Origin of the sequence: Streptomyces sp. NPDC058619, assembly GCF_042717785.1 — a bacterium.
Taxonomy (GTDB): domain Bacteria; phylum Actinomycetota; class Actinomycetes; order Streptomycetales; family Streptomycetaceae; genus Streptomyces.
Genome location: NZ_JBHXQN010000002.1, coordinates 193,694 through 214,392 on the forward strand (window position 1 = coordinate 193,694; position 20,699 = coordinate 214,392).

A 20,699-nucleotide genomic window follows, 5' to 3' on the forward strand; every position below is an offset into this window, starting at 1 on the left:
TGAGGCGGCCCCGGTACGGGTCACGGCACGGCGACGCTCAGGCTGACCACGTACCGCTCCTCGACGGAGCCGTCGGGGAACAGGGCGAACAGCCGGGCGCGCTCCTCGTCCAGGAACGCGCGGGTGCGGGGCCGTCCGAGGAGGACGGCGTCGAACAGCGCGCCCGGGTATCCGGGCCGGTGGGAGTGGTACAGCGCGGCGGCGGCGTCGAAGGAGCGGGCGCGTGTCGTCATGCGGCCGTTCTCTTCGGTCTTCCCGGCGGGGACCAGACCTCCGCCCGGTGGGCCGCGCGGAGGTCTGGTCCCGGGGGCGGGGCCTTCGCGGCGCGGGTCAAGGGAACGCGTGTACGACCTCGATGCGGCCGACGATGTGTGCGTTGAACTCGGGCAGGTCCTCGGCGGGGACCCACAGCTCCAGGATCGTCTCGCCGCCCGCCCGCTGGACCGGGTAGCGGGCCAGGAAGGCGGAGTCGACCTCGAACCGGGTCACGAAGCCGGCGCCGTCGTGCGTGACGTTCCAGTCGCGGGCGATGCGGGTCGCGTAGTCCTCGTTCAGGACCGGGTAGAAGATCGGCTGCTCCGGGAGCCGCGGCGGCCAGGCCTTCCAGTCCGCGGCGCGGACCAGGTCGAGCTCGACGGGACCCGTCGGGCGCCAGAGGGTGGTGGTGGACATCCGCCGAGGCTAACGCCGGCGCCGCGGCCGGGCGAGCGGGTTTCAGTACCGGGACTTCCGGAAGGAGTACCGGCTCAGCTGCCGGGCAGGTGCCGCCCGCGCGGACTCCGGCCCGGCGCACGGGGCGGGGACGGTGCCCGTGCGGGCCGGGGACGTGCGGGCCGGGAGTGCGGGCCGGCCGTGGTGCGGGCCCGCGGGCGCGCGGGCATCCGCCGTTGGGGGGTAGCGCCGCCCGCCCCGAATTCGGTGGAGCCGCACCGCCGCGTGCCGTTACCGTGCTCCCGCCCGCAGTCGCCCCGTCAAGGACGTGCCGTTGTACACCAAGTGAGACCCCCCGAGCGCTGAACCGTCGCGCGTCGCACCTGTGCGCCGCGCTCCTTTTCGCTGCGGTCTTCTCACTGGAACCGGTGTACCTCTGTGTCCGAAACCTGGGTGGTCCTGCCCACCTGCCTGCCGACAGTCCTCCGCCCTTGCCACAGGTGCGCCTCCGGGCGCTTCCGGGCGAACGGAAAATTCCGCGTCAACGCGCACCACAAGCTCCTCGACGCCTGGCTCCTCGCCCGGTGCACCCGGTGCGGGGACACCACCCGGCTCACGGTCCTGGAGCGGGTGAACGTGCGGTCCGTGCGGCCCGCGCTCCTGAACCTGCTGCACGGCAACGACCCGGGCCTGGCCGCCGAACTGCTCCAGGACCCGCTCGTGCTGCGCCGCAACCGGATCGCCCTCGACTGGGACGGCGCCTGGCGCCTCGACCGCGGCGCGCCGGACCGGCCGCGGCCGCCGGAGGGCGAGGCGGTCGAGGTGTCGGTCCGCTTCGCCGCGCCGATACCCGTACGGCCGGTGCGACTGGTCGCCGAAGGGTTCGGCCTGTCGCGGGCCGGGGCCGAGCGGCTGCTCGCCGAGGGGGAACTCGTGTCGGCGGTCCGCCTGAGCGGCCGGCGCTCGGGCGACTTCACCTTCACGTTCAAGCACTGAGCCCGTCCGGCCCGGGGCCCGTCCCGCGATATTCGATCGCCCGGACGGGCCCCGCGGTCTAGGGTCGTCGGCAAGGGCGGGGTCGTAGCACAGAGGTAGTGCGCCTACACAGCATGGAGGAGGACGCCGGTTCGAATCCGGCCGCCCCGCCCCCCTTCCCCCCTTCTTCCGGCGCGCCCGCTACGTGGCCGCCACCCAGCCCGCGGCGGCCGCCAGCGCGGTGGTCCCGGCCGGCAGCGGCAGGCCCAGGAAGCCGTGGAAGACCCCCGGGTGGAGCTGGACGGCGCAGTCCACGCCGGCCGCCCCGAGGCGGCGCGCGTACGCCAGGCCCTCGTCCCGCAGCACGTCGCAGTCGGCGAGGACGAGCAACGTACGCGGCAGGCCCGCGAGTTCGGCGTCGGGCGCGCGCAGCGGCGAGACGTGCGGGTGGGCCGGGTCGCCGCCGTAGCAGTCCCAGTACCAGGCCATGTGGGCGGCGGTGTGGAAGTACCCCGTCCCGTACGCCGCGACCGACTCCGTGGCCATCGACGCGTCCAGCGGCGGGTAGAACAGCAGCTGTCCGGCCACGAGTCCGGGCGCCCGCAGCGCCGTCACGGCGGCCAGGTTGCCACCGCTGGAGTCCCCCGCCACCACCACCCGTTCCGCGGCGCAGCCGAGCGCGGGCGCCGTGGAGCGGGCCCACAGCAGTACCGTCAGCGCGTCGTCGGCCGCCGCGGGCCAGGGGTGTTCGGGGGCGAGCCGGTAGTCGGCCGAGAGGACGACGGCGCCCGAGGCCGCGGCCAGCCGCCGGCACAGCGCGTCATGGGTGTCGGGGCCGCACATCACCCAGCCGCCGCCGTGGAGGAAGACGACGAGCGGCCGGCCGGCGGCGCCCGGCGCCGGGTCGTACACGCGGACCGGGACGGCCGCGGCGGAGGTGTCGTACACCGAGGCGACCTCCCGGCCCCGGGGGCCGGGGACGGCCGCCGCCCGCAGGGCCGCCGCGTCGCCGGGGGCGGGGAAGCCGGCGGCCATCGCGTCGCACAGCCGCCGGGCCGCCGGGGAGAGCGGGTCGTCGCCCGCACCGGCGCTCATCGGGCCGTCATCCCGCCGTCGACGGTGAACTCGGCGCCCGTCAGGTACGAGGAGGCGTCCGAGCAGAGGAAGCGGACGAGTTCCCCGACCTCCTCCGGCCGGCCCATCCGGCCCAGGGGGACGTGCGACCAGTCCCGGCCCGCGACCGAAGCGGCGACCATCGGGGTGTCGATCGCCCCGGGGTGCACGGAGTTGACCCGGATGTGGTCCCGGGCCAGGTCCAGGGCCGAGGAGCGGGTCAGCCCGCGCAGCGCGAACTTGGTGGAGCCGTAGGCGGCGTGGCCCGGTATCCCGACCAGTCCGGCGGTGGAGGAGATGTTGACGATCGAGCCGCCGCCCGCGGCCCTCAGCACCGGCGCCAGCGCCTGGATGCCGAGGAACGGGCCCAGCAGGTTGACCCGCAGCAGCGCCTCGAAGTCCGCGGCCGTCTGCCGCTCCACGTGGGCGGTGCGCCACAGGGCCGCGTTGTTGACCAGCGCCGAGACCGTGCCGAAGGCTCCGACGGCCGCCTCCACCACCCCGGCCCAGGACGCGGTGTCGGCCACATCGTGGCGTACGAACAGCCCCTGCCCGCCGAGCCCGGCGGCCACCGCCCGGCCCTCCTCCTCGCGGACGTCGGTGACGACGACCCGCGCGCCGGCCTCCGCGCACAGCAGGGCCCCGGCGGCGCCCTGGCCGCGCCCGGCGCCGGTGATGACGACGACTTTCCCGTCCAGCGTGATCACGGCTCAGCCCTCCAGGGCGCGGAAGTGCGGGATGACCTTCTCGCCCCACTGGCGGACGGTCTCCATGCAGGCCTCCTGCGGCACGGTGCCCATCTGGATCAGGCACATGACCTCGTCGACGCCGATCTCGCGCAGCCGCTCCACGTAGGCGACGGCGGTCTCGGCGTTCCCGTAGGCATGGTCGGCGTTGTAGGTGCCGGTGTCGACGGGGCGGGCCGGGACGTTCGCCTCGTGCAGCCGGGCGACGAGTTCCTCCCGGCCCCTGGCGAGGGCTCCCGCGTGTTCCTCGGCGGACGCGTCCTCGGCGTACCCGGTGGGCGCGGGGCCGCCGCCGTACCAGTGCGCGATGGACTCGGCGAAGAAGCGCTGCCCCCGGGTGCCCAGGCGCAGCGCCCGCTCGGCGTCGTCGAGGACGACGGTCGGACAGAGGGCGGAGAAGTGGTCGTTGACCACGGTGGAGACGAACCGGCCGCCGTCGCGGGCCGTGACGGCCCCGTCGTAGACCGTGCGCATCGCGCGTACGTCGTCGGCGCCCGCGAAGCCCATTACCAGGGCCCCGATGCCCAGTTCGGCGGCGAGCCTCAGGGTGTCGTGGCTGGAGCAGGCCATGAAGAGCGGCGGGTGGGGGTCCTGGACCGGTCGGGGCAGGATCGCGCCGGGCCCGATGTGGAGGGAGCCGTGCCACTCGAACTCCGGCTCGCGCCAGGCGGAGGCGAAGATCCGCAGGGCCTCCTCCGTCTGCGGCCGGGTGTCCTCGGGCCGCACCCCGAACATGGACATCTCCTGGCGGGTGGCGCCGCGGCCCGCGCCGATGTCGACGCGGCCGCCGGAGAGGACGTCGAGCATCGCGGCGCGTTCGGCGACGCGGACCGGGTGCTGGTAGCCGAAGGGCATGGTGACCACGCCGTGGCCGATGCGGATCTTCCGCGTCCGGGCGGCGACCCAGGTCAGGAAGATCTCCGAGGCAAAGATTCTATTGCGCATGGGTTGGTACTACCCTTCGACGCATGCCCGTTGACCCGGAGTACCTGCACGCGATCTACCAAGGCCCCTTCCCCGCCTTCCTGTACGGCCGCGCCAGCCGCGACCCGAAGAAGAAGGGCCGCAGCGTCAACGCCCAGCTCAAGGACGGCCGCGACCTCTGTCATCGACTCGGCTGGCCCATCGTCGAGGAGTTCAAAGACACCGGCATCAGCGCGTCCCGGCACGCCAAGGTCGGCCGCGACGACTTCGAGGCAATGCTCAACGGCATCCGCGCCGGCCGCTGCCGCATCGTCGTAGCGTTCGAGGCCAGCAGGTACTACCGAGATCTCGAGGCGTACACCCGCCTGCGGTCCGCCTGCCATGACGCCGGGGTCCTGCTGTTCTACAAGGGCCAGATCTACGACCTGAGCAAGAGCGCGGACCGCAAGGCCACCGCGATGGACGCCGTGCAGGCCGAGAGCGAAGCCGAGGACATCCGGGACCGCAACCTCCGCACGGCGCGCCAGACCGCTGACGCGGGCAAGCCGTGGGGTCCGGTGCCCGACGGCTACAAACGGGTGTACGACCCGGACTCCGGTGACCTGGTGAGGCAGATCGTTCATCCCAGCCAAGGGCCCGTGGTGCGGAAGATCTGGGCAGCGGCCGCGGCCGGCAAGTCGCTGCGGTCCACGGCCGCCGCGCTCAACCAGGCCGGGCATCGGACGCAGAAGGGCAAGCCCTGGCAGGTCTGGCACCTGCGGACGATCCTCAGGAACCCGGCCTACGCCGGCCGCCGGGTGTTCCAGGGCGAGGACTACAAGCGGAGCACCTGGCCGCGGCTGGTGACGCCTGAGGTCTTCGATGCGGTGCAGACGTTGCTGAACATGGAGGGCCGCGCGTGGGCGACGGACCTGACCCCAACGCACCTATTGTCCGGGATTGCGCTGTGTGGCGAGCATTCGGAGCTGCGCGAGGCGAACGCCGAGCCGGTGCTCCGCGGGTACGTGAACCGCGGCTACCCCTCGCTGCGCTGCTCGCTGACCGCGCACACGACGATCAACGAGGCGAAGCTGACGGCGTACGTCGAGGAAGAGCTGGTCGCCTACCTGGAGCGCGAGGAGACACGCGCGGCCTTCCGGTCGGAGTCGGTTGACCACGACGCGGCCGCGGCCAGCAGCCGGCTGCGGGCGCTGGAGTTGCAGCTGGAGCAGGCCGAGGAGGCGGCCGCGACGTTCGACGAGAACGGGGTTCCGGCCATGAGCATCGCGGCTCTGTCGCGGCTGGAGACCAGGCTCACGCCGTTGATCGCGGCGGCGAAGCAGGCGGCCCGGCCGCGGGTCGTCCCGGATGTGCTGCTGGACCTGCTGGAGTCCGACGATGTCGACGGGCTCTGGAACTCGTACGACTTGCAGCAACAGCGGGCGGTCCTGCGCCTGTGCATGACGGTGCGCCTGCACTCGGCGGCGCGGAAGGGGGCGCGGACGATCGAGCCGGGCCGGGTGACGATTGCGTTCCGGGGTCAGCCGGGGTTCATGGGCGGGCGACGCCGCGGTCGCGTGCTTCCTGAGTAGCCGGGTCCGCGGGGTGGGCGGTGGCCCGCTCGCGCATCTGCTGCTCGGGCACGGGGAACGCCATGATCTTCGCTTCGGAGGAGCTGGCTTCGGGCCCGTCGAGGAGGCCCTTGAGATACAGCTCGACCCCGATGCCCATGCTCTCGACGATGAGCGCCTCGCGCCGCGCTTCGAACCGGTCTTCCAGTTCACGCTTCGCGACTTCGTACTGGCGCTGGAGGCGAAGCCGCTCAGCCTCCAAGTCGCGGACACGGCGCCGGTGCTCCTCGGTGAAGGCGGCCTCCACGGCCAGGTAGCGGGTCTGCGTGTCGTGCGCCCGCCTGCTCGCCTCTTCGAGCTGTCGGCGCTCGGCGCTGGTGTCGACCGTCCAAACGCGGACCTTGGCCAGGGTGAGCATTGCCGCGGCGGCCAGGCCGGCGAGGCCCCCGCCGACGCTCGCCTCGATGCTCTTCTCGACGATGCCGTAGGCGACGATCCCCGAGGTAAAGAGCATGACCGCCCCAGCCGCTACCGCGGCCAGCTTCGCCCGGGTGATTGCCTGTTCCATCTGTACCCCCGTCAAGCTTGTGCTGCGGCACCCCCGCCGCCGTCCGATTCTCCTTCGGCGGCTTGAATTCGCCGGAGCCGCTCGACCGTCGCGGCGAGCATGTCGCGTGCCACGGGATCGTGAATGCCGAGGGCATTTGCCGCTTCTTCGAGGGTGATTGAACGCGAGCCTACTCCCGTTGCCCGAGTTTGCGCAGGGGTTGACAGGGACTCAGGAGAAACGATCTCGGCTTGAACCAGTAGGTCGCGCACGTTGAGGTCGAGGGTCCTTGCGATGGCCTCGAAGTGCCTCGGATCGGGCAGCGTTTCACCCCTCATCATCCTGCCGACGGCACTCGGTGACATGCCGATCTCCTGAGCGAGGAGCGCCTGGCCGCCGCGCCCCTCGTACCTGCCTGCCCGTTGAGCGGCTTCGGCCACTAGGCGCCCAAAGCGCTGCCTCACCGTCTCTTCTCCACTCCGCATGCCTGCACCGTAGCGTGCATGCAAGCAAGTCGCACCAACCATGCGTGCGTGCATGTTTGCAGGTCAGCAACGGTTTCCGACATCCGTGCACCTTGCAACCCAAACTCGAACACCCGTGCGATCCGAAACTTTGCGAGTCCTTCACACCATTCATGCTTGCATGCATGCACGGTTGGGCGTACGTTTCATGCATGCCCGGCAGGAACTCCTTGCAGGGATGCATGAAAGGAGGTGCCCATGCCCTACCGCCTGCGAATCGACCGACTCCGCGAAGCCGCCGCAGCGGCAGGCGACAAGACCGGCACGGAGATCGCCCAACGGACCGGCCTCTCCCAGCCCCAGGTCTCCCGGCTCCTGAACGGCAAGAGCCAGCCGAAGTACGAAACGGTCCTGCTCCTCCGTGCCACCTACGACCTGGCCGAGGGCGACCTCATCGAGCCGGCCGCATGACCCGCGCCGAGCGCCTCGCGCTCCTCGGCCCGACGGTCGTCGCCCACTGCCGGGAAGAAGCGGCAGCCGCTCCCCCGCCGGACGCCGAGCTCATCGCGGCCCTCCGCCCGATCCTCACCAGCCCGGCCAAGCGCCGGACCTTGGCCGCCGAGAGCACTCCGGCTGCCGCCTGACCGCATAGGTCGGGGCCGCGCGGACCTGGCCCGGTCCGACAACGGCCCCTACGGCGCCACCTCTACCACCAGAAACGAGAGGCACACCATGAAGCACGACAGTACCCCCACCCTCGGAGCGATGGAGCAGGGCGCGACGCCCCTCCCGGTCCGCCCGGTCCCGGCGGAGATGCCGGTCGACTTGTACGAGGCGCCGACGGGGAGGCTGTTCCAGCTGGTCGGCTCGGACGAGGACGGTCTGCTGTTCATCCCCGCGGAGCTGGACCGGGCGCAGGTTGCTCGGTGGCTGTGGGCGAAGGAGTCATACCTGACCGACGCGTTCGCCGGCCCGCTGACCCGGGTGGAGCGTGCGGCATGAACGTCGCTGACCTCAACCTCTTGGCGGAGACGATCCGCGCCGCGCAGTCGAAGGACCGAACGCCGATGGGGATCGCGCTGGCGATCGCGTCGGCGGGGCAACACCTGACTGCGGGCATGAGGACCGAGCAGGCCCGACTGGCGGTGCGGGTGAGCGAGCTGGAGACCTCGGCTCGTGGCTGTGACGGCGAGGGGTGCGTCCTTCCCCACAGCTCGTGGTGCATTCGGGCCCGGGAGTTCGCGGCGCAGCACAGCGGCTGCACGTGTGGCGAGCCGTGGAAGGACACCCCTCAGTCGCATGCCGGGCACTGCTGGTTGCTGAGTCCGCCGGACGACGAGCTGGAGTGGCACCGGAAGCGGGTCGCCGAGTTGCTGGCCCGGGTGGCCGAGCTGGAGGCGGAGCGGTCCCGGCCGGCGCCGGTCCTCACCGCGGCCGCCGGGCTGGAACGGCTCCGGCGGGAGGTCGCTGCCGGGCAGGCCGCGCCCGTCGCCCCGTGCCTCGGCGAGTTGGCCGAGCAGCGGCACCAGTTCTACGACCTCGACGCCGACAGCACGGCGCCCATGCCGGGCGCCTGCCTGTACCCGTACCTGCGCACCGCACCGCTCGGAGGCACCGATGCCCGCTGACCCGACCCCGGCCGCGGCCCAGCCGCAGCTGTCCGTACGCCTCGACGCAACGTGGATGCACGGCATCCTCCGCGCCGACAAGATCCGCCACGACACGCTCGTCTCCCTCGCCACGGCGTGGGCCGACGACGAGGGCCGCGACCTCATCGTCGCCGCGCTGGACGCGCTCGCCGCTGCGATGCAGTCGCCCCGTGAGGGTGAGCTGGACTCGCTGGTCGAGGCGGTCGAGGACGCGGCGGGCATGGACGACGCGGAGATCCGCATCGACCTGCACGACGCGCTCCGTCTGCGGAACGACCTGGACGCCGTGATCGAGAAGCTCGCCCGGTTCAACCCGGCGGTGGCCGCCCGGCCGGTGCTGCTGGCCAAGATGCCCGCCCAGCGGAAGCCGGGGGCCGCCGCGTGAGCGTTCGTGATGACCTCATCGACGAATACGGGCAGGCCGACACCGAACCGCTCGGGTCTCTGACGGAGCTGCGCGCCAAGCTCGCGGCCTACCGGGCCGAGGTGTTGGCCGAGGCCGCGTCCACGCCGCTGGAGGTCCGCCGGATCGAGTGCTCCATCGAGCCGGACTGGGACGGCGACGAGACCGAACTCCTCGTGTGCTGCGTCGCCGAGGACGGGCGCCCCGTGGCGCTGCTCCTCGACGACGAGGCGCGGGCAAAGCTCGCCGGGCTCCTCGGCAGCAGCTCCGCGCCCGGGTTGGACGAGCGGGCGCTTCGCCTCGCCGACCACATCGTCAACACCGGCGGGGAGTGGACCACCGGGAAGGCCCACCAGTGGGTGGCCGCGAACGTCGTCCCGAAGCCGCCGGTCCACTTCACCCGGCACTCCCTCCAGGCCCTCGCCGCACACGGCTACCTGCGCGAGCGCCGCACCCCGGGCCGCGTCTCCTACACCCCGAACTACCCGACGGAGGGTGACCGATGAGCGCCGCCGAGCACCTGGCTGAGGCCATCGACGTGGGCTGTTCCCGCGACGACCACGACCACGTCGGTGACCACCGGCACGAGGTCCTGGCCGAGGCGATCACCGCGGCCACCGCGGTGTACGAGCAGGGCGACATTACGGCCGCCCGCACGCCGTACAACGAGGGCGTGTTCGACGCCGTGTCGGCCCTGTACCGGCTCCGCAACGGCACGAGCGCGGTGGAGGGGAAGGGCACCGGCACGACCGGCGGCGAGCCCACCCCGCCTGCCGACTTCTTCCGGGTCGGCACCGCCTACCGCTCCGAGGCTGGCGTCTTCCAGTGCCACGCCGTCACGCACCACCCGGGGACCGGCGAGCGTCGTGCTCTCGGGTGGATGTTCCGGCAGGTCGAAGGCGTGCACCAGTGGGTGCCGGCGCAGCTCGACCCGGACGACTACGCGGTCGGTGGCTGGGCCGAGACCGGCGGTGGCCGATGACCGACACCGCGATGGCCGGGGCGAGCACCGCCCCGGCCGCCGGCCGCCGCCGCAAGGCCGCCGCCCCCGCACCCACCGGAACCGCCCGCATCCCCAAGCCCTCCCAGGGCTGGTACCGCGACCCCACGAACGGCGCCAAGCTGCGCCGCGTCACCACCATCCTCGAACAGGGCTGCTCCAAGGGCGACGCCCTCACCTTCTGGGCCGGGAACATCACCGCCGACACGGCGATGGAGAACCTGCCCTACCTGGTCAGCACGTCCCTCCGGCCCGAGGAGCGGGCCGAGGCCCGTAACTGGCTGGCCCGGGCCCACGTCCGGAAGAAGGACGAGCGCGCGGACATCGGCACCGCCGTCCACGACCTGATCGAGGCGAAGGTACTCGGCACCCCGATGCCGGCCGAACTGCTCACCGACGCCAACCTGACGCCGTTCCTCGATCGCTTCCTCGCGTTCGTCGAGGACTGGCAGATCACGTTCGAGGCGTCGGAGATGGTCGTCGGCAACGAGGAGGACGGCTACGCCGGGAAGCTCGACTACCTTCTCCGCTCGCCGCTGGTCGCCGCGGCGCTGGCCGCGTACTTCAACACCGACGTACCGGCCGACTCCGTGATCATCGGCGACACGAAGACCGGCGGCGAGCTCGATGTCAAGGGCGTCTACCCCGAAGCGTCCCTGCAGATGGCCGCGTACCGCAAAGCGCGGGTGGCGTGGCTGAAGGACGGCACGAAGATCCCGATGCTGCCCACGTTCTGGGCCGGGGTCGTCCTGCACCTGCGGCCCGAGGGCTACCGGCTGATCCCCGCCGTCGCTGACGACGCCGTGTTCGAGGCGTTCCTGACCGTCAAACGGAACGCGGAGTGGACGACCGGCCTGTCGAAGCAGGTCATCCGCCCCGCCCTCACCCTTCCCGTCCGTGCCGAAGAGAAGGCTGCCTGATGCCCATCATCGATTTGCAGCGCCGTATGCGGCAGCTCGGCGAGATCCGGATCGGCCACGTCGTGGCCGGGGTCAGCAAGGCAGGCAAGGAGTACACGCGGCCCGCGAAGCTGAACCACTTCCGGTTCACCTCTCCCTCCCGGGAGATCCTCGCGTCGGTCGCTGGCCTGTACGGCGGCGAGGTGAAGCCGTGGACGCCAGCGAACGGCGGGCCCACCGAGTTCGAGGTGTACTCCACGGCCAACCGGCTGCCGGTACTGATCCCGCCGAACGACGCGGTGTCGCAGTGGTACGAGCTGTACGCCGGCTCGAAGTGCCAGCGTCGTTGCGACGGCGTGACGGAGCACAAGCGGGACCGGCCGTGCATGTGCGACCCGGACGAACGCGAGTGCAAGATCACGACCCGGGTGAACGTCATGCTCCGCGACGTGCCCGCGCTGGGCCAGTGGCTGCTCGTGTCGAAGGGGTTCTACGCCGCGGTGACGCTGCCACCGGCGGCCGAGTTGCTGGCGCAGGCCGGCGGGTACGTGGCGGGCTGGCTCGGCATGGAGGAGAAGCTGGTCCAGCGCGACGAGGGCCCGGCCCGGTTCATGGTGCCGACGCTCGATGTGGAGATCACCCCGGCCGCGTTGATGGCCGGGCAGATCACCGGCGCCCCGGCGGTAGCGGCGGGGCCGGAGCGGGTCGCCATCACCGGCGGCCGCCCGGACTACGCGGCGCTGGCCGCAGAGGCCACGACAGCCGAGGCCGTGGGCGCGCTGTGGACGAAGGCGCAGCGGGCCGGTCACCTCGACGACGCTCTCGCCGCGGCGTTGAAGGCTCGGGCCGCCGAGGTGAAGCCGCCCGCTCCGGCCCAGGGCTCCGCCCCCGCCGCGCCCCCGGCTCCGGCGCCCGCCCCGGTCGAGGTGGTGCACGAGGGCGAGATCGTCGAGGACGACGACGTCGACGCGATCTGGTTCCAGGTCATCGCCGCCGCCGGAAAGCTGGGCCTCAACACCGCACAGGTCGAAGCCCAGTTCGCCGAGCAGAACGGCGGCCTCCACCCCGGCACCGCGAACGCGGCCCAGCTCCGCGAGTTCCTCACCGCGCTCAAGTCGGTGCGCTCATGAAGCTCACCGACTTCCGCCGCGTCGGATGGGACACCGAGACCACGGGAACCAACCCGCAGGAAGACCGCATCGTCACCGCCGCGATCGTCGTACGCGGCGGCGGCCGCCCGGACATGGATTTCACCTACACCATCAACCCGGGGATCCCGATCCCCGAAGCAGCCAGCGGCATCCACGGTGTCACTGACGCGATGGTGCAGGCCGAGGGCCGGGACCCGAAGGTCGCGCTTGATGAGATCGCCAGCCACCTGACGGCGGCCCTGAAGTGGCGGATGCCTGTGGTCGCCTTCAACCAGTCCTTCGACTGGTCGATCCTCCACTACGAACTCGTTCGCAACGGGCTGGCGACGGTCGAGGACCGGCTGGGTGAGCAGCCCGAATGCCTGCTGGATCCCCACGTGCTCGACCGGCAGTTCGACCGGTACGTCAAGGGCAAGGGCCAGCGGCAGCTCCAGCCGACCGCCGAGCGGTACGGCGTCAAGCTCACCGACTGGCACGAGGCGAAGGCCGACGCCCTGGCTGCGCTCCTCATCGCCGAGAAGCAGTTCGAACGGTTCCCGATCCTCGGCGACTACGCGCCCGGATCGCTCTTCACCCAGCAGCAGCGGTGGCGGGCCGACCAGCAGGCCGAGCTGCAGGCGCACTTCCGCAAGACCGACCCGACCGCGGTGGTCCGCGGCGAGTGGCCCCTCCTTCCCATTCCTCACCAGCAGGACGGAGACCAGTGATGCGCGTACGCAAGCTCATCAACCTCTTCCGCAAGGACCAGGCCCGCGACCGGGGCATCATCGCCGGCCAGGCAGTGAAGATCCGTGACCTCGAAGGCAAGCTCGCCGACGCCCAGGCCACATCCAAGCCGAGGCCCGACGACAACACCGAACGCATTGAGCACCTCGAAGAGGAACTCACCAAGCAGGCCCGGCTGATCGACCAGCTCCGCGCCGGTGTCGTGGACGACGCGCAGACCAACGAGCTCCGACGCCAGATCACCGACCTGCGCACCGCCAACAAGGCGCTGCACAGGGAGGTCACGGACCTCACTGCGGCGAACAGCGGGATCCCGCAGATCGCAGAGGTGTCGTCGTGAGGGGCCCGCTGGCCGTACTGCGGTCCCTGGTCCCCTCCGGCCGCCACCGCCCCGGCACCCCGGCCCCGCTGATCGGCCTGTCCATGGACGCCGAGCCCGGCACGTTCGCGCACTGCCCGGCAGAGGACCGCCGCCAGTACCACGCCGTGCAGGCGGACGGCCGGCTCCGCTGCTGGACCTGCAACACCGTGACGGAGGCCCGACCGTGAGCACCCCCACCCTGTTCGACCCGGCGCCCAAGCCCCCCGTCCCGGCCCCGCCCGCACAGCGCCGCCCCCTCGTCATCGGCCTCGACGTCGCCATCGGCGCCTCCGGAGTAGCGGGCGCCGGCTGGACCGATCACGTCCGCTGCACCACCACCAACACCCATTCCCGCATGGCCTTCCAGCTCGACGGCCTCGCCAGCTTCTACCGGCACGCCGAGTTCGTCCTCATCGAGGGCGCCGCCTACTCCAAGAACAACCAGGGCGCCGACGCGCTGGCCGCGATGCGGTGGATGGTCCGCCACGACCTGTGGAAGCGGCGCATCCCGTACGTCGTCATCACCCCGTCAAAGCGGATCACCTACGCCACGGGCACCACCGTCCACAAGGACCCCGACGGCCTGCGAGTCAAAGGGCTGGCCCTGAAGCGGATGGTCCGGGCCGCGGTCAAGGACCGGTACGGCATCCACACCGACGGCGCCTGCCAGTACGACGAGGCTGACGCCTACGTACTCCTCGCCATGGGTCTCGACCATCTCGGCCACCCGCTCGCCGAGGTTCCCCCCTCGCACGCCCGGGCCCTCGTCGGATGCGACTGGTCCACGTTCGACAAGGCGGTGTCCCGATGAAGTCGACCCTGCCCGAGTGGATGGCCGACGGCGTCTGCGCCCAGACCGACCCCGACTCCTTCTTCCCGAAGAAGGGCGGATCCGCCGCCGCCGCGAAGGAGCTCTGCACCGACTGCCCCATCCGCACCGAGTGCCTGGAGTACGCCCTCGACAACGGCGAGCGCTTCGGAATCTGGGGCGGCCTCAGCGAACGCGAACGCCGCGACCTCGCCCACAGCCGCCCTCAGCAGCCCGCCCCTGCGGCTCCGACGAGGGACTACACCGAGGTCGACGAGCTGCTGAGGGCCGGCGTCTTCGGGGACACCGAGATCGCCCAACGGTGCGGCCTGCCCAACTCGACGGTGTACTCCCGGCGCGAAAAGCTCCAGCTCACGGAACACAAGGATGAGCGGACGCCGGCCGACGCATACGCCGCCGAGACCATCACCCTCCCGGGCGGGCACCGCCGGTGGACGGGTGGCCGGTACGTCACGGTCAAGGGCCGCCGCATCAGCCCCGCCCAGCTCGCTTTCCTGGTGGGGTACGAGCGCGAGCCCGTGGGCCAGGTCCGTGCGACCTGCGGGCAGCCTGACTGCCGGGCCTTCGCGCACCTCGCTGACCAGAAGCTCCGCGCGGTGAAGGTGTCCCAGTGACCGGCCGCCCGTGCGACGTCCCCAGCGGCGGCCACGACGGGCCCGTCCGCCTGTACCCCGGCGGCCGGCTCTGCACCGCCCATGCCCCGCAGCCTCGGCCCCGCGTCGAGCGGACCACCGCCCCGGCTCGGGCGGCCGCGACCAAGGCCCGCCCCATCGACCCGGTGGGGCCCATCCTCACCGGCCTCCTGTCCATCAACTGCGGCCGCCCGGGCTCCACCGCCGGAACCTGGGTCCAGGCGCCCCGCGCCCGCTACGAGTGCTGGCCCTGCCAGTACGTGTCGCCCGACGCGGTCGGCGAATACACGGTCCTGGAGTTCATCGCGACCGCCCGAGCCCACCACCACCAGAAGCACCAACGCAACCAAGGAGCAGCCGCATGAGCACCCCCATCCGCGTCGACGCCGCCATCAAGTTCGACACCAAGGTCCTCACCGACCCCGCCGAGTCCCTCGAACCGTTCGCGTCCGAGATGTTCAAGCAGCGGCGCGGCCGGTGGATGGCGATCGTCGAGCTCGCCCACGTCGAGCGCACCGAGCCGGGCCCCGACGAGGACAAGGACCCGACCGTCAAGATCCGCGTGACGGCCATCGAGGTGGCCGCGGACGCCATCACCGACGAGCGGCTGCGGAACCTGCAGCGCGACCTGTACGTCCGCCGCACCAGCGACGGGACCCTCGACGCGCACGTCGCCTGATGAGCCGGCCTGGCAGCGCGGGACCCGCCGACTCCCGGTGCCCGCGCTGCCGGGCCCCCATCCTCCGCCAGCTCGTCGGGACGGTCGCAGCGATCACCGTCACCGCCGACCTGACACCGCTCACCCCAGCCGAGCAGGCCGCAGTACGCGAACCCAACCGGCTGATCTGGTGCATCCGAGACCGCGAGCACACCGCCCGCCGCCTCACCTGGACCGGCCGCGACCACCCAGAGCAGTGCCCGTTCGACCACGTCACAGAGCACCGCTGCCCGCCGGCGGAGCCCACCACCCTGTTCTGAGGAGCCCCGTGGACAAGGTCACCCGCCACCAAGACCCGCACCCGGCGGACGCCCCTGCCCACGCCCAGCCCGGCGCCTGGCCCACCCCCCGCACCCCCCTCGGCCCCCTCCTGGCCGCCGCCAACGCCGAGGCCGCCCGCACGCAGATCACGCAGGCCAGCATCCGCGGCCACCTCGAATGCCCCCACTGCCACCCCGCCCCAGGACAGGACCACCTGGAGCTGCAGTCCATCCGCGCTCACCTCGCCGAGCAGCCCTCCGCCCAGACCATCCGCGCCGCCGCACACCAGTGGGTCACCACCATCACCAACATCGCCGACGACATCATCAAGGGGCGCAAGTGAGCACGGCAGCCCAGACGCCGCACGAGGCAGCGAACATCGACCTCGTCCGCGCCTCCCTCACCTACCACTACCAAGGCGCCCCCGGTCTCCTCAGCGTCTGCTCCGACGCCGACGGATTCGCCGGCCGCCGCTTCACCACCGACGAGGTCGGCATCGCCGCAGCCGTCCGCTACGTCACCGAGCTCGACGCCCGCCTCCCGAAGGGGATCTACACCCAGGTCACCACCCTGCGCGAGCACCCCACCAAAGGGCGAGGCGGCAAGGACCTGGCGCACGCCATGACCTGGCTGTGGGCTGACGGCGACTACGGACACGTCGGCCACAAGCCGGGCCCCGACGACATGCCGCACCCGATCGACGCCAACCACGTCCGCGAGATCGTCGCCTCCAGCGGCCTTCCCGAACCGTCCGGCTGGGTCGACACCGGCGGCGGCTGCAACCCCGTCTGGACCCTCGCCGAACCCCACGTGATCACCGACGAAGACCGCGCGCCCGTCGAGCAGATGACGTCCGCTCTGCAGACCGTCCTCGGCGCCGCCGCCTACAACTACGGCTGCACCTGGGACACGCAGGTTGGCAACCTTGACCGGCTCATGCGGGTGCCGGGCACCGTCAACCGCAAGGGCGGCGGCGCCCGCCCCTCCACCAGCTACCAGGGCACCGGGCAGCCCATCGACCTGGCCGTCATGCGCGAGGCCATCACCCGCCTGGAGCCGGACGCACGCCGCACCCTGGACAAGGCCGCCGCCGAGAAGCGCGCCCGGCAGGATGACCGCACCGGCCGCACCCCCGCCGCACCGGCACCCGCGCGGCCCACCCACCTTCGCCCCGCGGGCAGCGGCATCTTCGACATCCTCGCCGCCACCCTCACCTTCCGCGACATCCTCGAACCCCAGGGCTGGACGTACCGCGGCACCGCCCCCGACGGCCGCCAGAAGTGGCTGCGCCCCGCCGGCGCCGAAGGGTCCGCGGACAGCGAGTACAGCCTCGTCTGCGATGACCACGTCGCCGTCAACTGGTCCGAGCGCTCCGGGCTCCCCGTCGGACAGCAGGCGTCCGGCCGGAAGCTGACCGTGCCCACCCTCTGGGCGCACGTCCACTACAACGGCGACGAACGTGAGGCCGCCCTCGACGCGCTGCGTGCCGCGTTCGATCAGGACGCCCGTTCCGCCGCCCGTGCCCTGCCCGCGTCGGCCCTCGCGGAGCTCCGCCGCCGCTGCAATCCGCCCGTCCAGAAGGCCCCGGCCGAAGATATCTGGCAGGTCATCGCGGACCCCGAGGAAGCCCCCGACCCGGACGCGGAGCCCGACACCGCGGAGCCCGCCACCCGGCGGCCGGGGCTCCTGCCCGAATCGTTCTGGGCCGCACGCCCCGTGTTCCAGCACATGCGGCAGGCCGCCCACTCCCAAGGCTGCTCCGGCGACCTCGTCCTCTACAGCACCCTGTCCCGGCTCTCCGGAATGCTGTCCCACAACATTCGCGCCGTCACCGGCATCGGCGGCCGCGCCAGCCTCAACGTGTTCGCCGCCATGGTCGGTACCTCCGGCGCAGGTAAGTCCATCTCCGCCGGCTGCGTCCGCGACCTCATGGCCCCGCCCGACGACGACTTCCGCGACGGCCTCCCCATCGGCACCGGCGAAGGCATCGCCGAAGCGTTCATGGGCACCGTCGACGAGGCGACCGGCGAGCTCCACCAGAAGGGCCCCTACAAGGGCGACCCCGTCATGGCGAAAGTCCGCAAGCAGACCCGCCACAACGCGTTCTTCTACGTCGACGAAGGCCAGACCCTCGCCAAGCTCGCCGAACGCTCCGGGTCCATCCTCGGCGAGACCCTCCGCCGCGCCGCGATCGGCGAAGCCCTCGGCCAGACCAACGCCTCCGAGGAACGGACCCGTTACATTGCGCCCGGCTCGTACAGCCTCGGCCTCCTCGCCGGGTTCCAGCCGTCCATCGCCACCGTCCTCCTCGCCGACGCCCACACCGGCACCCCCCAGCGCTTCTACTGGGGTTGGGCCGACGACCCGACCATCCCCGACGAGCCCCCGCCGTGGCCCGGCCCCATCGAACCCCACCCCGGCCGCCACCGGCCCGACCAGCCCATCGACATCACCTTCCCCACCCGCATCCGCAAGATGCTGTGGCAGGACCGCGTCGCCCGCGGCCGCGGAGAGATCGAAGTCGCCGAACTCGACGGCCACGCCGGCCTGATGAAGGTCAAGCTCGCCGCGATGTTCGCCCTCCTCGACGGCGGCCGGTACGCGGTCACCGAAGAGGACTGGGAGCTCGCCGAGATCGCCTGGGACTCGTCCTGCAAGGTCCGTGACGCGCTCGTCCTGCGGGCCCAGCGCGAGGCCGCAGCCGAACGGCAGCGCACCGAGGACGCGAAGGTCCACGCGGAGCTGCGGTCCCACGTGGCGAAGAAGGACGCCGACCTCACCCTCGAACGCGTCGCCCACCTCGTCCGGCGCCACGCCTCGACGGTCGGAGGCGTCACGTACGGCGGGTTGAAGAAGGCGCTCGCCTCCCGCGACCGGCCGGTCGCCGAGAAGGCGGTGTCGCTTGCGGTGGCTCGGGGCTGGGTCTTCGAAGAGGGAGACCGGATCTGTATCAAAACGGACTAATCGAAGGTGGACAAGCTCGTGTCCACGTCCACCTTTTCCCCCGAGGTGGACAGGTGGACATCTGTCCACCACCCCCTGCCTCGGGAAAACGAGCCTCAAAAATATGCGAACTAACTATAAGAAAAAGGACATCTTCTCTTTCACGTGTTACGCGAGACAGGGGGTGGTGGACACGCGTCCACCTTGTCCACCTGTCCACCTCGTTCCGCATTCAACTACCAACGCCGACCCCACCACCGGCAGCCACCCCGACACCGCCTGAAAGGCCACCCCATGCCCCAACCGCACGAACCCACCCCCTTCCACGCCGACGCCGGCACCCCCGGCTGCACACACGGCCCCGGCCCCCACCCCCAACACCAACCCGACGGACTTGCACTGTGGCGCTGCCTCGACGTAACCGCCGGCCACTACTGCCCCGCCTGCTCCGACCAAACCGGCACCGGCATCGCCTGGAACCACTGCCGACAGACGACCACCTGACCGGGCCTCCGGTTCAGCCCAACCCCGCGCCCAGGAAGGACCACCATGACCAGCCACACCCTCGGCCTCTTTGCCGGCATCGGCTGGGCCGAAGGCCTCAACACCCTCGGCCTCACCGAACTCGGCCTCGAACTCGCCACCCCCGCCTGCCGCACCAGGGCCGCGGCCGGGCACCCGACCGTGCAGTGCGACGTCGCCGCCTATCCCACCGCGCCGTTCACCGGCCGGACGAACGGGATCATCGCCTCACCGCCCTGCCCCGGCTTCGGCAAGTCCGGCAAAGGCCTCGGCCTCCTCGACCTGCCCCTCGTCCACCAGGCCGTCAGCGACCTCGCCGCCGGCCACGACACCCGCACCACCCTCAACGGCGCCTGCCGCGACCCCCGCAGCATCCTCACCGCCGAACCCATGCGCTGGCTCCACGCCCTGCGCCCCGCCTGGATCTGCATGGAACAGGTCCCGTCCGTCCTGCCCGTCTGGGAGCAGTACGCCGCCATCCTCCGCAGCTGGGGCTACAGCGCCGACACGGCCGTCATCGACGCCGCCCACTACGGGCTGCCGCAGAACCGGCTCCGCGCCATCCTCACCGCCTCCCGCAACACCGACGCCCGGATCCCTGCCCCGACGCACGGCGGGCCCGGACAGCCCGCACAGCAGGTCATGGCCGACGCCATCGGCTGGGGCTACACCCAACGGCCGGCACCCACCGTCACCGGCGGCGGCACCGCAACCGGCGGCGCCGAACCCTTCGGCAACGGCACCCGGCAGGCCATGCGCCGCGCCCACGGCACCAGCCTCTGGGCCGACCGCGGTATCCGCAGCCTCACCCCGACCATCGCCGAATGCGCCACCCTCCAGGGCTTCCGGCCCGGCCTGCCCTGGCAGGGCGGCAAGGGCGAGCAGCACCTCATCGTCGGCAACGCCGTCCCGCCGCTGCTGGCTGCGCACATCGCGGCCGCCGCTGCCGGCATCCCGATGCCCGCCGCCCTCGCCGCCGCCGCGTAGCCCGCCCCGCCTGACCACCGCGACCACCGCCCGACACAACACGAAGGACCAGACATGTACCCCAGCCTGTTCACCACCCCCGGCGTCGCCCGGTTCGCCGAGGAGCTCGACGCCGAACGCGCCCGGCAGCTTCAAAAGTTCGGCGACCAGCGGCACCCCGACGGGACTGGCCCGAACACCCCCGTCTGGGCCCCTCTCCTCCCCGCCGACCGCTTCGCCGCCGCAGCACGCACCCGGTGCCAACACGCCGCCGAACGCGGTGACCTGACCTGGCTGCACGTCCTCAACGAGGAGGTAGCCGAGGCGTTCGCCGAGTCCGACCCCACGAAGCTGCGCGCCGAGCTGATCCAAATTGCCGCGGTGTGCGCGGCCTGGGTGTCCGACCTCGACCGGCGGCCCGCCGACTGCCCGGCCTGTGAGGTCGGCATCGACCACGACGTCCACTGCCCGACCCCGGAGTCCCACAACTGGGGCTGCGGCTGCCCCACCGACGAACGGCCCGCCGCCGCCCAGCGGGAGGCCGAAGCCGAGCCATGGGACGCGCCCGACCTGCCCGACGACCGGGACCACTGCCAGGCCTGCAACGGGACCGTCCGCACCTGCGTGTGCTCGGACCTGGTCACCCCGCGCCCGGCCGACCTGTAGCCC

At 72.0% G+C, this 20,699-nt stretch carries 29 protein-coding genes, 1 tRNA gene and 1 pseudogene; 24 read left to right on the plus strand and 7 right to left on the minus strand.

Annotated elements, in window-relative coordinates:
- Window positions 1–20: 20 nt before the first annotated feature.
- A complete protein-coding gene (locus ACFWTC_RS02905) occupies window positions 21–233 on the minus strand; it encodes a hypothetical protein (RefSeq protein WP_383928566.1) in 213 nt (70 codons plus the stop codon).
- A 97-nt stretch (window positions 234–330) separates the two neighbouring features.
- Complete coding sequence (locus ACFWTC_RS02910) at window positions 331–672, minus strand: hypothetical protein (RefSeq protein WP_383928569.1); 342 nt, start codon at window positions 670–672, stop codon at window positions 331–333.
- Window positions 673–1,089: 417 nt separating this feature from the next.
- Here ACFWTC_RS02910 and ACFWTC_RS02915 point away from each other — a divergent pair, with 417 nt between their 5' ends.
- Both ACFWTC_RS02915 and ACFWTC_RS02920 read left to right on the plus strand, forming a co-directional pair.
- Window positions 1,090–1,647 carry a DUF1062 domain-containing protein gene (locus tag ACFWTC_RS02915; protein WP_383928571.1) on the plus strand — a complete coding sequence of 186 codons (558 nt, stop codon included), beginning with the start codon at window positions 1,090–1,092 and terminating at the stop codon, window positions 1,645–1,647.
- 76 nt (window positions 1,648–1,723) lie between these two features.
- Window positions 1,724–1,798 (plus strand) — tRNA-Ala (locus ACFWTC_RS02920).
- A 29-nt stretch (window positions 1,799–1,827) separates the two neighbouring features.
- Here ACFWTC_RS02920 and ACFWTC_RS02925 read toward each other — a convergent pair.
- From ACFWTC_RS02925 to ACFWTC_RS02935, 3 genes are read right to left on the minus strand one after another with little or no spacing between them, the layout of a single operon-like run.
- The gene (locus ACFWTC_RS02925) at window positions 1,828–2,721 is read right to left on the minus strand and encodes an alpha/beta hydrolase (protein WP_384025420.1); all 894 of its coding nucleotides are present in this window, start codon (window positions 2,719–2,721) and stop codon (window positions 1,828–1,830) included.
- Complete coding sequence (locus ACFWTC_RS02930) at window positions 2,718–3,446, minus strand: SDR family NAD(P)-dependent oxidoreductase (RefSeq protein ID WP_383928577.1); 729 nt, start codon at window positions 3,444–3,446, stop codon at window positions 2,718–2,720. Before ACFWTC_RS02930 ends, ACFWTC_RS02925 begins: the two co-directional genes overlap by 4 nt.
- A 3-nt stretch (window positions 3,447–3,449) precedes the next feature.
- Window positions 3,450–4,430 (minus strand): LLM class flavin-dependent oxidoreductase, encoded by a 981-nt coding sequence (locus ACFWTC_RS02935; protein WP_384025423.1) that lies wholly within the window; start codon window positions 4,428–4,430, stop codon window positions 3,450–3,452.
- A gap of 23 nt (window positions 4,431–4,453) precedes the next feature.
- On the opposite strand from ACFWTC_RS02935, the gene ACFWTC_RS02940 reads away from it, so the two are divergent.
- Complete coding sequence (locus ACFWTC_RS02940) at window positions 4,454–5,980, plus strand: recombinase family protein (protein ID WP_384025426.1); 1,527 nt, start codon at window positions 4,454–4,456, stop codon at window positions 5,978–5,980.
- Here the strand turns inward: ACFWTC_RS02940 and ACFWTC_RS02945 are convergent.
- Both ACFWTC_RS02945 and ACFWTC_RS02950 read right to left on the minus strand, forming a co-directional pair.
- The gene (locus ACFWTC_RS02945) at window positions 5,940–6,527 is read right to left on the minus strand and encodes a hypothetical protein (RefSeq protein ID WP_384025429.1); all 588 of its coding nucleotides are present in this window, start codon (window positions 6,525–6,527) and stop codon (window positions 5,940–5,942) included. The genes ACFWTC_RS02940 and ACFWTC_RS02945 overlap by 41 nt on opposite strands.
- Before the next feature lie 11 nt (window positions 6,528–6,538).
- On the minus strand, window positions 6,539–7,045 hold the full coding sequence (locus tag ACFWTC_RS02950) for a helix-turn-helix domain-containing protein (RefSeq protein WP_384025432.1): 507 nt from the start codon (window positions 7,043–7,045) through the stop codon (window positions 6,539–6,541).
- 183 nt (window positions 7,046–7,228) lie between these two features.
- Here ACFWTC_RS02950 and ACFWTC_RS02955 point away from each other — a divergent pair, with 183 nt between their 5' ends.
- The 21 genes and pseudogenes from ACFWTC_RS02955 (at window position 7,229) to ACFWTC_RS03055 (ending at window position 20,696) form a co-directional block, all read left to right on the plus strand.
- Complete coding sequence (locus tag ACFWTC_RS02955; RefSeq protein WP_384025435.1) at window positions 7,229–7,441, plus strand: helix-turn-helix domain-containing protein; 213 nt, start codon at window positions 7,229–7,231, stop codon at window positions 7,439–7,441.
- Window positions 7,438–7,614 carry a hypothetical protein gene (locus ACFWTC_RS02960; RefSeq protein ID WP_384025437.1) on the plus strand — a complete coding sequence of 59 codons (177 nt, stop codon included), beginning with the start codon at window positions 7,438–7,440 and terminating at the stop codon, window positions 7,612–7,614. The genes ACFWTC_RS02955 and ACFWTC_RS02960 overlap by 4 nt, the downstream gene beginning before the upstream one ends.
- A gap of 88 nt (window positions 7,615–7,702) precedes the next feature.
- Window positions 7,703–7,972: a hypothetical protein gene (locus ACFWTC_RS02965; RefSeq protein ID WP_384025439.1), complete on the plus strand. Its 270-nt coding sequence runs from the start codon at window positions 7,703–7,705 to the stop codon at window positions 7,970–7,972.
- Window positions 7,969–8,598 carry a hypothetical protein gene (locus ACFWTC_RS02970; RefSeq protein ID WP_384073986.1) on the plus strand — a complete coding sequence of 210 codons (630 nt, stop codon included), beginning with the start codon at window positions 7,969–7,971 and terminating at the stop codon, window positions 8,596–8,598. The genes ACFWTC_RS02965 and ACFWTC_RS02970 overlap by 4 nt, the downstream gene beginning before the upstream one ends.
- Entirely contained in the window at window positions 8,588–9,004 is a 417-nt protein-coding gene (locus ACFWTC_RS02975; protein WP_384025445.1) for a hypothetical protein, read from the plus strand. The genes ACFWTC_RS02970 and ACFWTC_RS02975 overlap by 11 nt, the downstream gene beginning before the upstream one ends.
- On the plus strand, window positions 9,001–9,528 hold the full coding sequence (locus ACFWTC_RS02980; RefSeq protein WP_384025448.1) for a hypothetical protein: 528 nt from the start codon (window positions 9,001–9,003) through the stop codon (window positions 9,526–9,528). Before ACFWTC_RS02975 ends, ACFWTC_RS02980 begins: the two co-directional genes overlap by 4 nt.
- Window positions 9,525–10,004 (plus strand): hypothetical protein, encoded by a 480-nt coding sequence (locus ACFWTC_RS02985; RefSeq protein ID WP_384025451.1) that lies wholly within the window; start codon window positions 9,525–9,527, stop codon window positions 10,002–10,004. The genes ACFWTC_RS02980 and ACFWTC_RS02985 overlap by 4 nt, the downstream gene beginning before the upstream one ends.
- The gene (locus ACFWTC_RS02990; RefSeq protein WP_384025455.1) at window positions 10,001–10,942 is read left to right on the plus strand and encodes a hypothetical protein; all 942 of its coding nucleotides are present in this window, start codon (window positions 10,001–10,003) and stop codon (window positions 10,940–10,942) included. The genes ACFWTC_RS02985 and ACFWTC_RS02990 overlap by 4 nt, the downstream gene beginning before the upstream one ends.
- Window positions 10,942–12,051 carry a hypothetical protein gene (locus tag ACFWTC_RS02995; protein WP_384025457.1) on the plus strand — a complete coding sequence of 370 codons (1,110 nt, stop codon included), beginning with the start codon at window positions 10,942–10,944 and terminating at the stop codon, window positions 12,049–12,051. Before ACFWTC_RS02990 ends, ACFWTC_RS02995 begins: the two co-directional genes overlap by 1 nt.
- Window positions 12,048–12,779 (plus strand): exonuclease domain-containing protein, encoded by a 732-nt coding sequence (locus ACFWTC_RS03000; RefSeq protein WP_384025460.1) that lies wholly within the window; start codon window positions 12,048–12,050, stop codon window positions 12,777–12,779. The genes ACFWTC_RS02995 and ACFWTC_RS03000 overlap by 4 nt, the downstream gene beginning before the upstream one ends.
- Window positions 12,779–13,138 (plus strand): hypothetical protein, encoded by a 360-nt coding sequence (locus ACFWTC_RS03005; RefSeq protein ID WP_384025463.1) that lies wholly within the window; start codon window positions 12,779–12,781, stop codon window positions 13,136–13,138. Before ACFWTC_RS03000 ends, ACFWTC_RS03005 begins: the two co-directional genes overlap by 1 nt.
- Complete coding sequence (locus tag ACFWTC_RS03010) at window positions 13,135–13,347, plus strand: hypothetical protein (RefSeq protein WP_384025466.1); 213 nt, start codon at window positions 13,135–13,137, stop codon at window positions 13,345–13,347. Before ACFWTC_RS03005 ends, ACFWTC_RS03010 begins: the two co-directional genes overlap by 4 nt.
- Window positions 13,344–13,970, plus strand: coding sequence for a hypothetical protein (locus ACFWTC_RS03015; protein ID WP_384025469.1), 627 nt, complete (start codon window positions 13,344–13,346; stop codon window positions 13,968–13,970). The genes ACFWTC_RS03010 and ACFWTC_RS03015 overlap by 4 nt, the downstream gene beginning before the upstream one ends.
- Window positions 13,967–14,179 (plus strand): annotated as a pseudogene (locus tag ACFWTC_RS03020) (WhiB family transcriptional regulator); the annotation flags it as partial. The gene ACFWTC_RS03015 and the pseudogene ACFWTC_RS03020, both read left to right, overlap by 4 nt.
- Window positions 14,180–14,598: 419 nt before the next feature.
- Entirely contained in the window at window positions 14,599–14,985 is a 387-nt protein-coding gene (locus ACFWTC_RS03025; protein WP_384025472.1) for a hypothetical protein, read from the plus strand.
- A complete protein-coding gene (locus ACFWTC_RS03030) occupies window positions 14,982–15,299 on the plus strand; it encodes a hypothetical protein (RefSeq protein ID WP_384025475.1) in 318 nt (105 codons plus the stop codon). The genes ACFWTC_RS03025 and ACFWTC_RS03030 overlap by 4 nt, the downstream gene beginning before the upstream one ends.
- Entirely contained in the window at window positions 15,299–15,598 is a 300-nt protein-coding gene (locus ACFWTC_RS03035; RefSeq protein ID WP_384025478.1) for a hypothetical protein, read from the plus strand. The genes ACFWTC_RS03030 and ACFWTC_RS03035 overlap by 1 nt, the downstream gene beginning before the upstream one ends.
- Before the next feature lie 8 nt (window positions 15,599–15,606).
- Window positions 15,607–15,942, plus strand: coding sequence for a hypothetical protein (locus tag ACFWTC_RS03040; protein WP_384025481.1), 336 nt, complete (start codon window positions 15,607–15,609; stop codon window positions 15,940–15,942).
- A complete protein-coding gene (locus ACFWTC_RS03045) occupies window positions 15,939–18,563 on the plus strand; it encodes a hypothetical protein (RefSeq protein ID WP_384025484.1) in 2,625 nt (874 codons plus the stop codon). The genes ACFWTC_RS03040 and ACFWTC_RS03045 overlap by 4 nt, the downstream gene beginning before the upstream one ends.
- A 528-nt stretch (window positions 18,564–19,091) precedes the next feature.
- Window positions 19,092–20,051: a DNA cytosine methyltransferase gene (locus ACFWTC_RS03050; RefSeq protein WP_384025487.1), complete on the plus strand. Its 960-nt coding sequence runs from the start codon at window positions 19,092–19,094 to the stop codon at window positions 20,049–20,051.
- 54 nt (window positions 20,052–20,105) lie between these two features.
- A complete protein-coding gene (locus ACFWTC_RS03055) occupies window positions 20,106–20,696 on the plus strand; it encodes a hypothetical protein (protein ID WP_384025490.1) in 591 nt (196 codons plus the stop codon).
- Window positions 20,697–20,699: the final 3 nt, after the last annotated feature.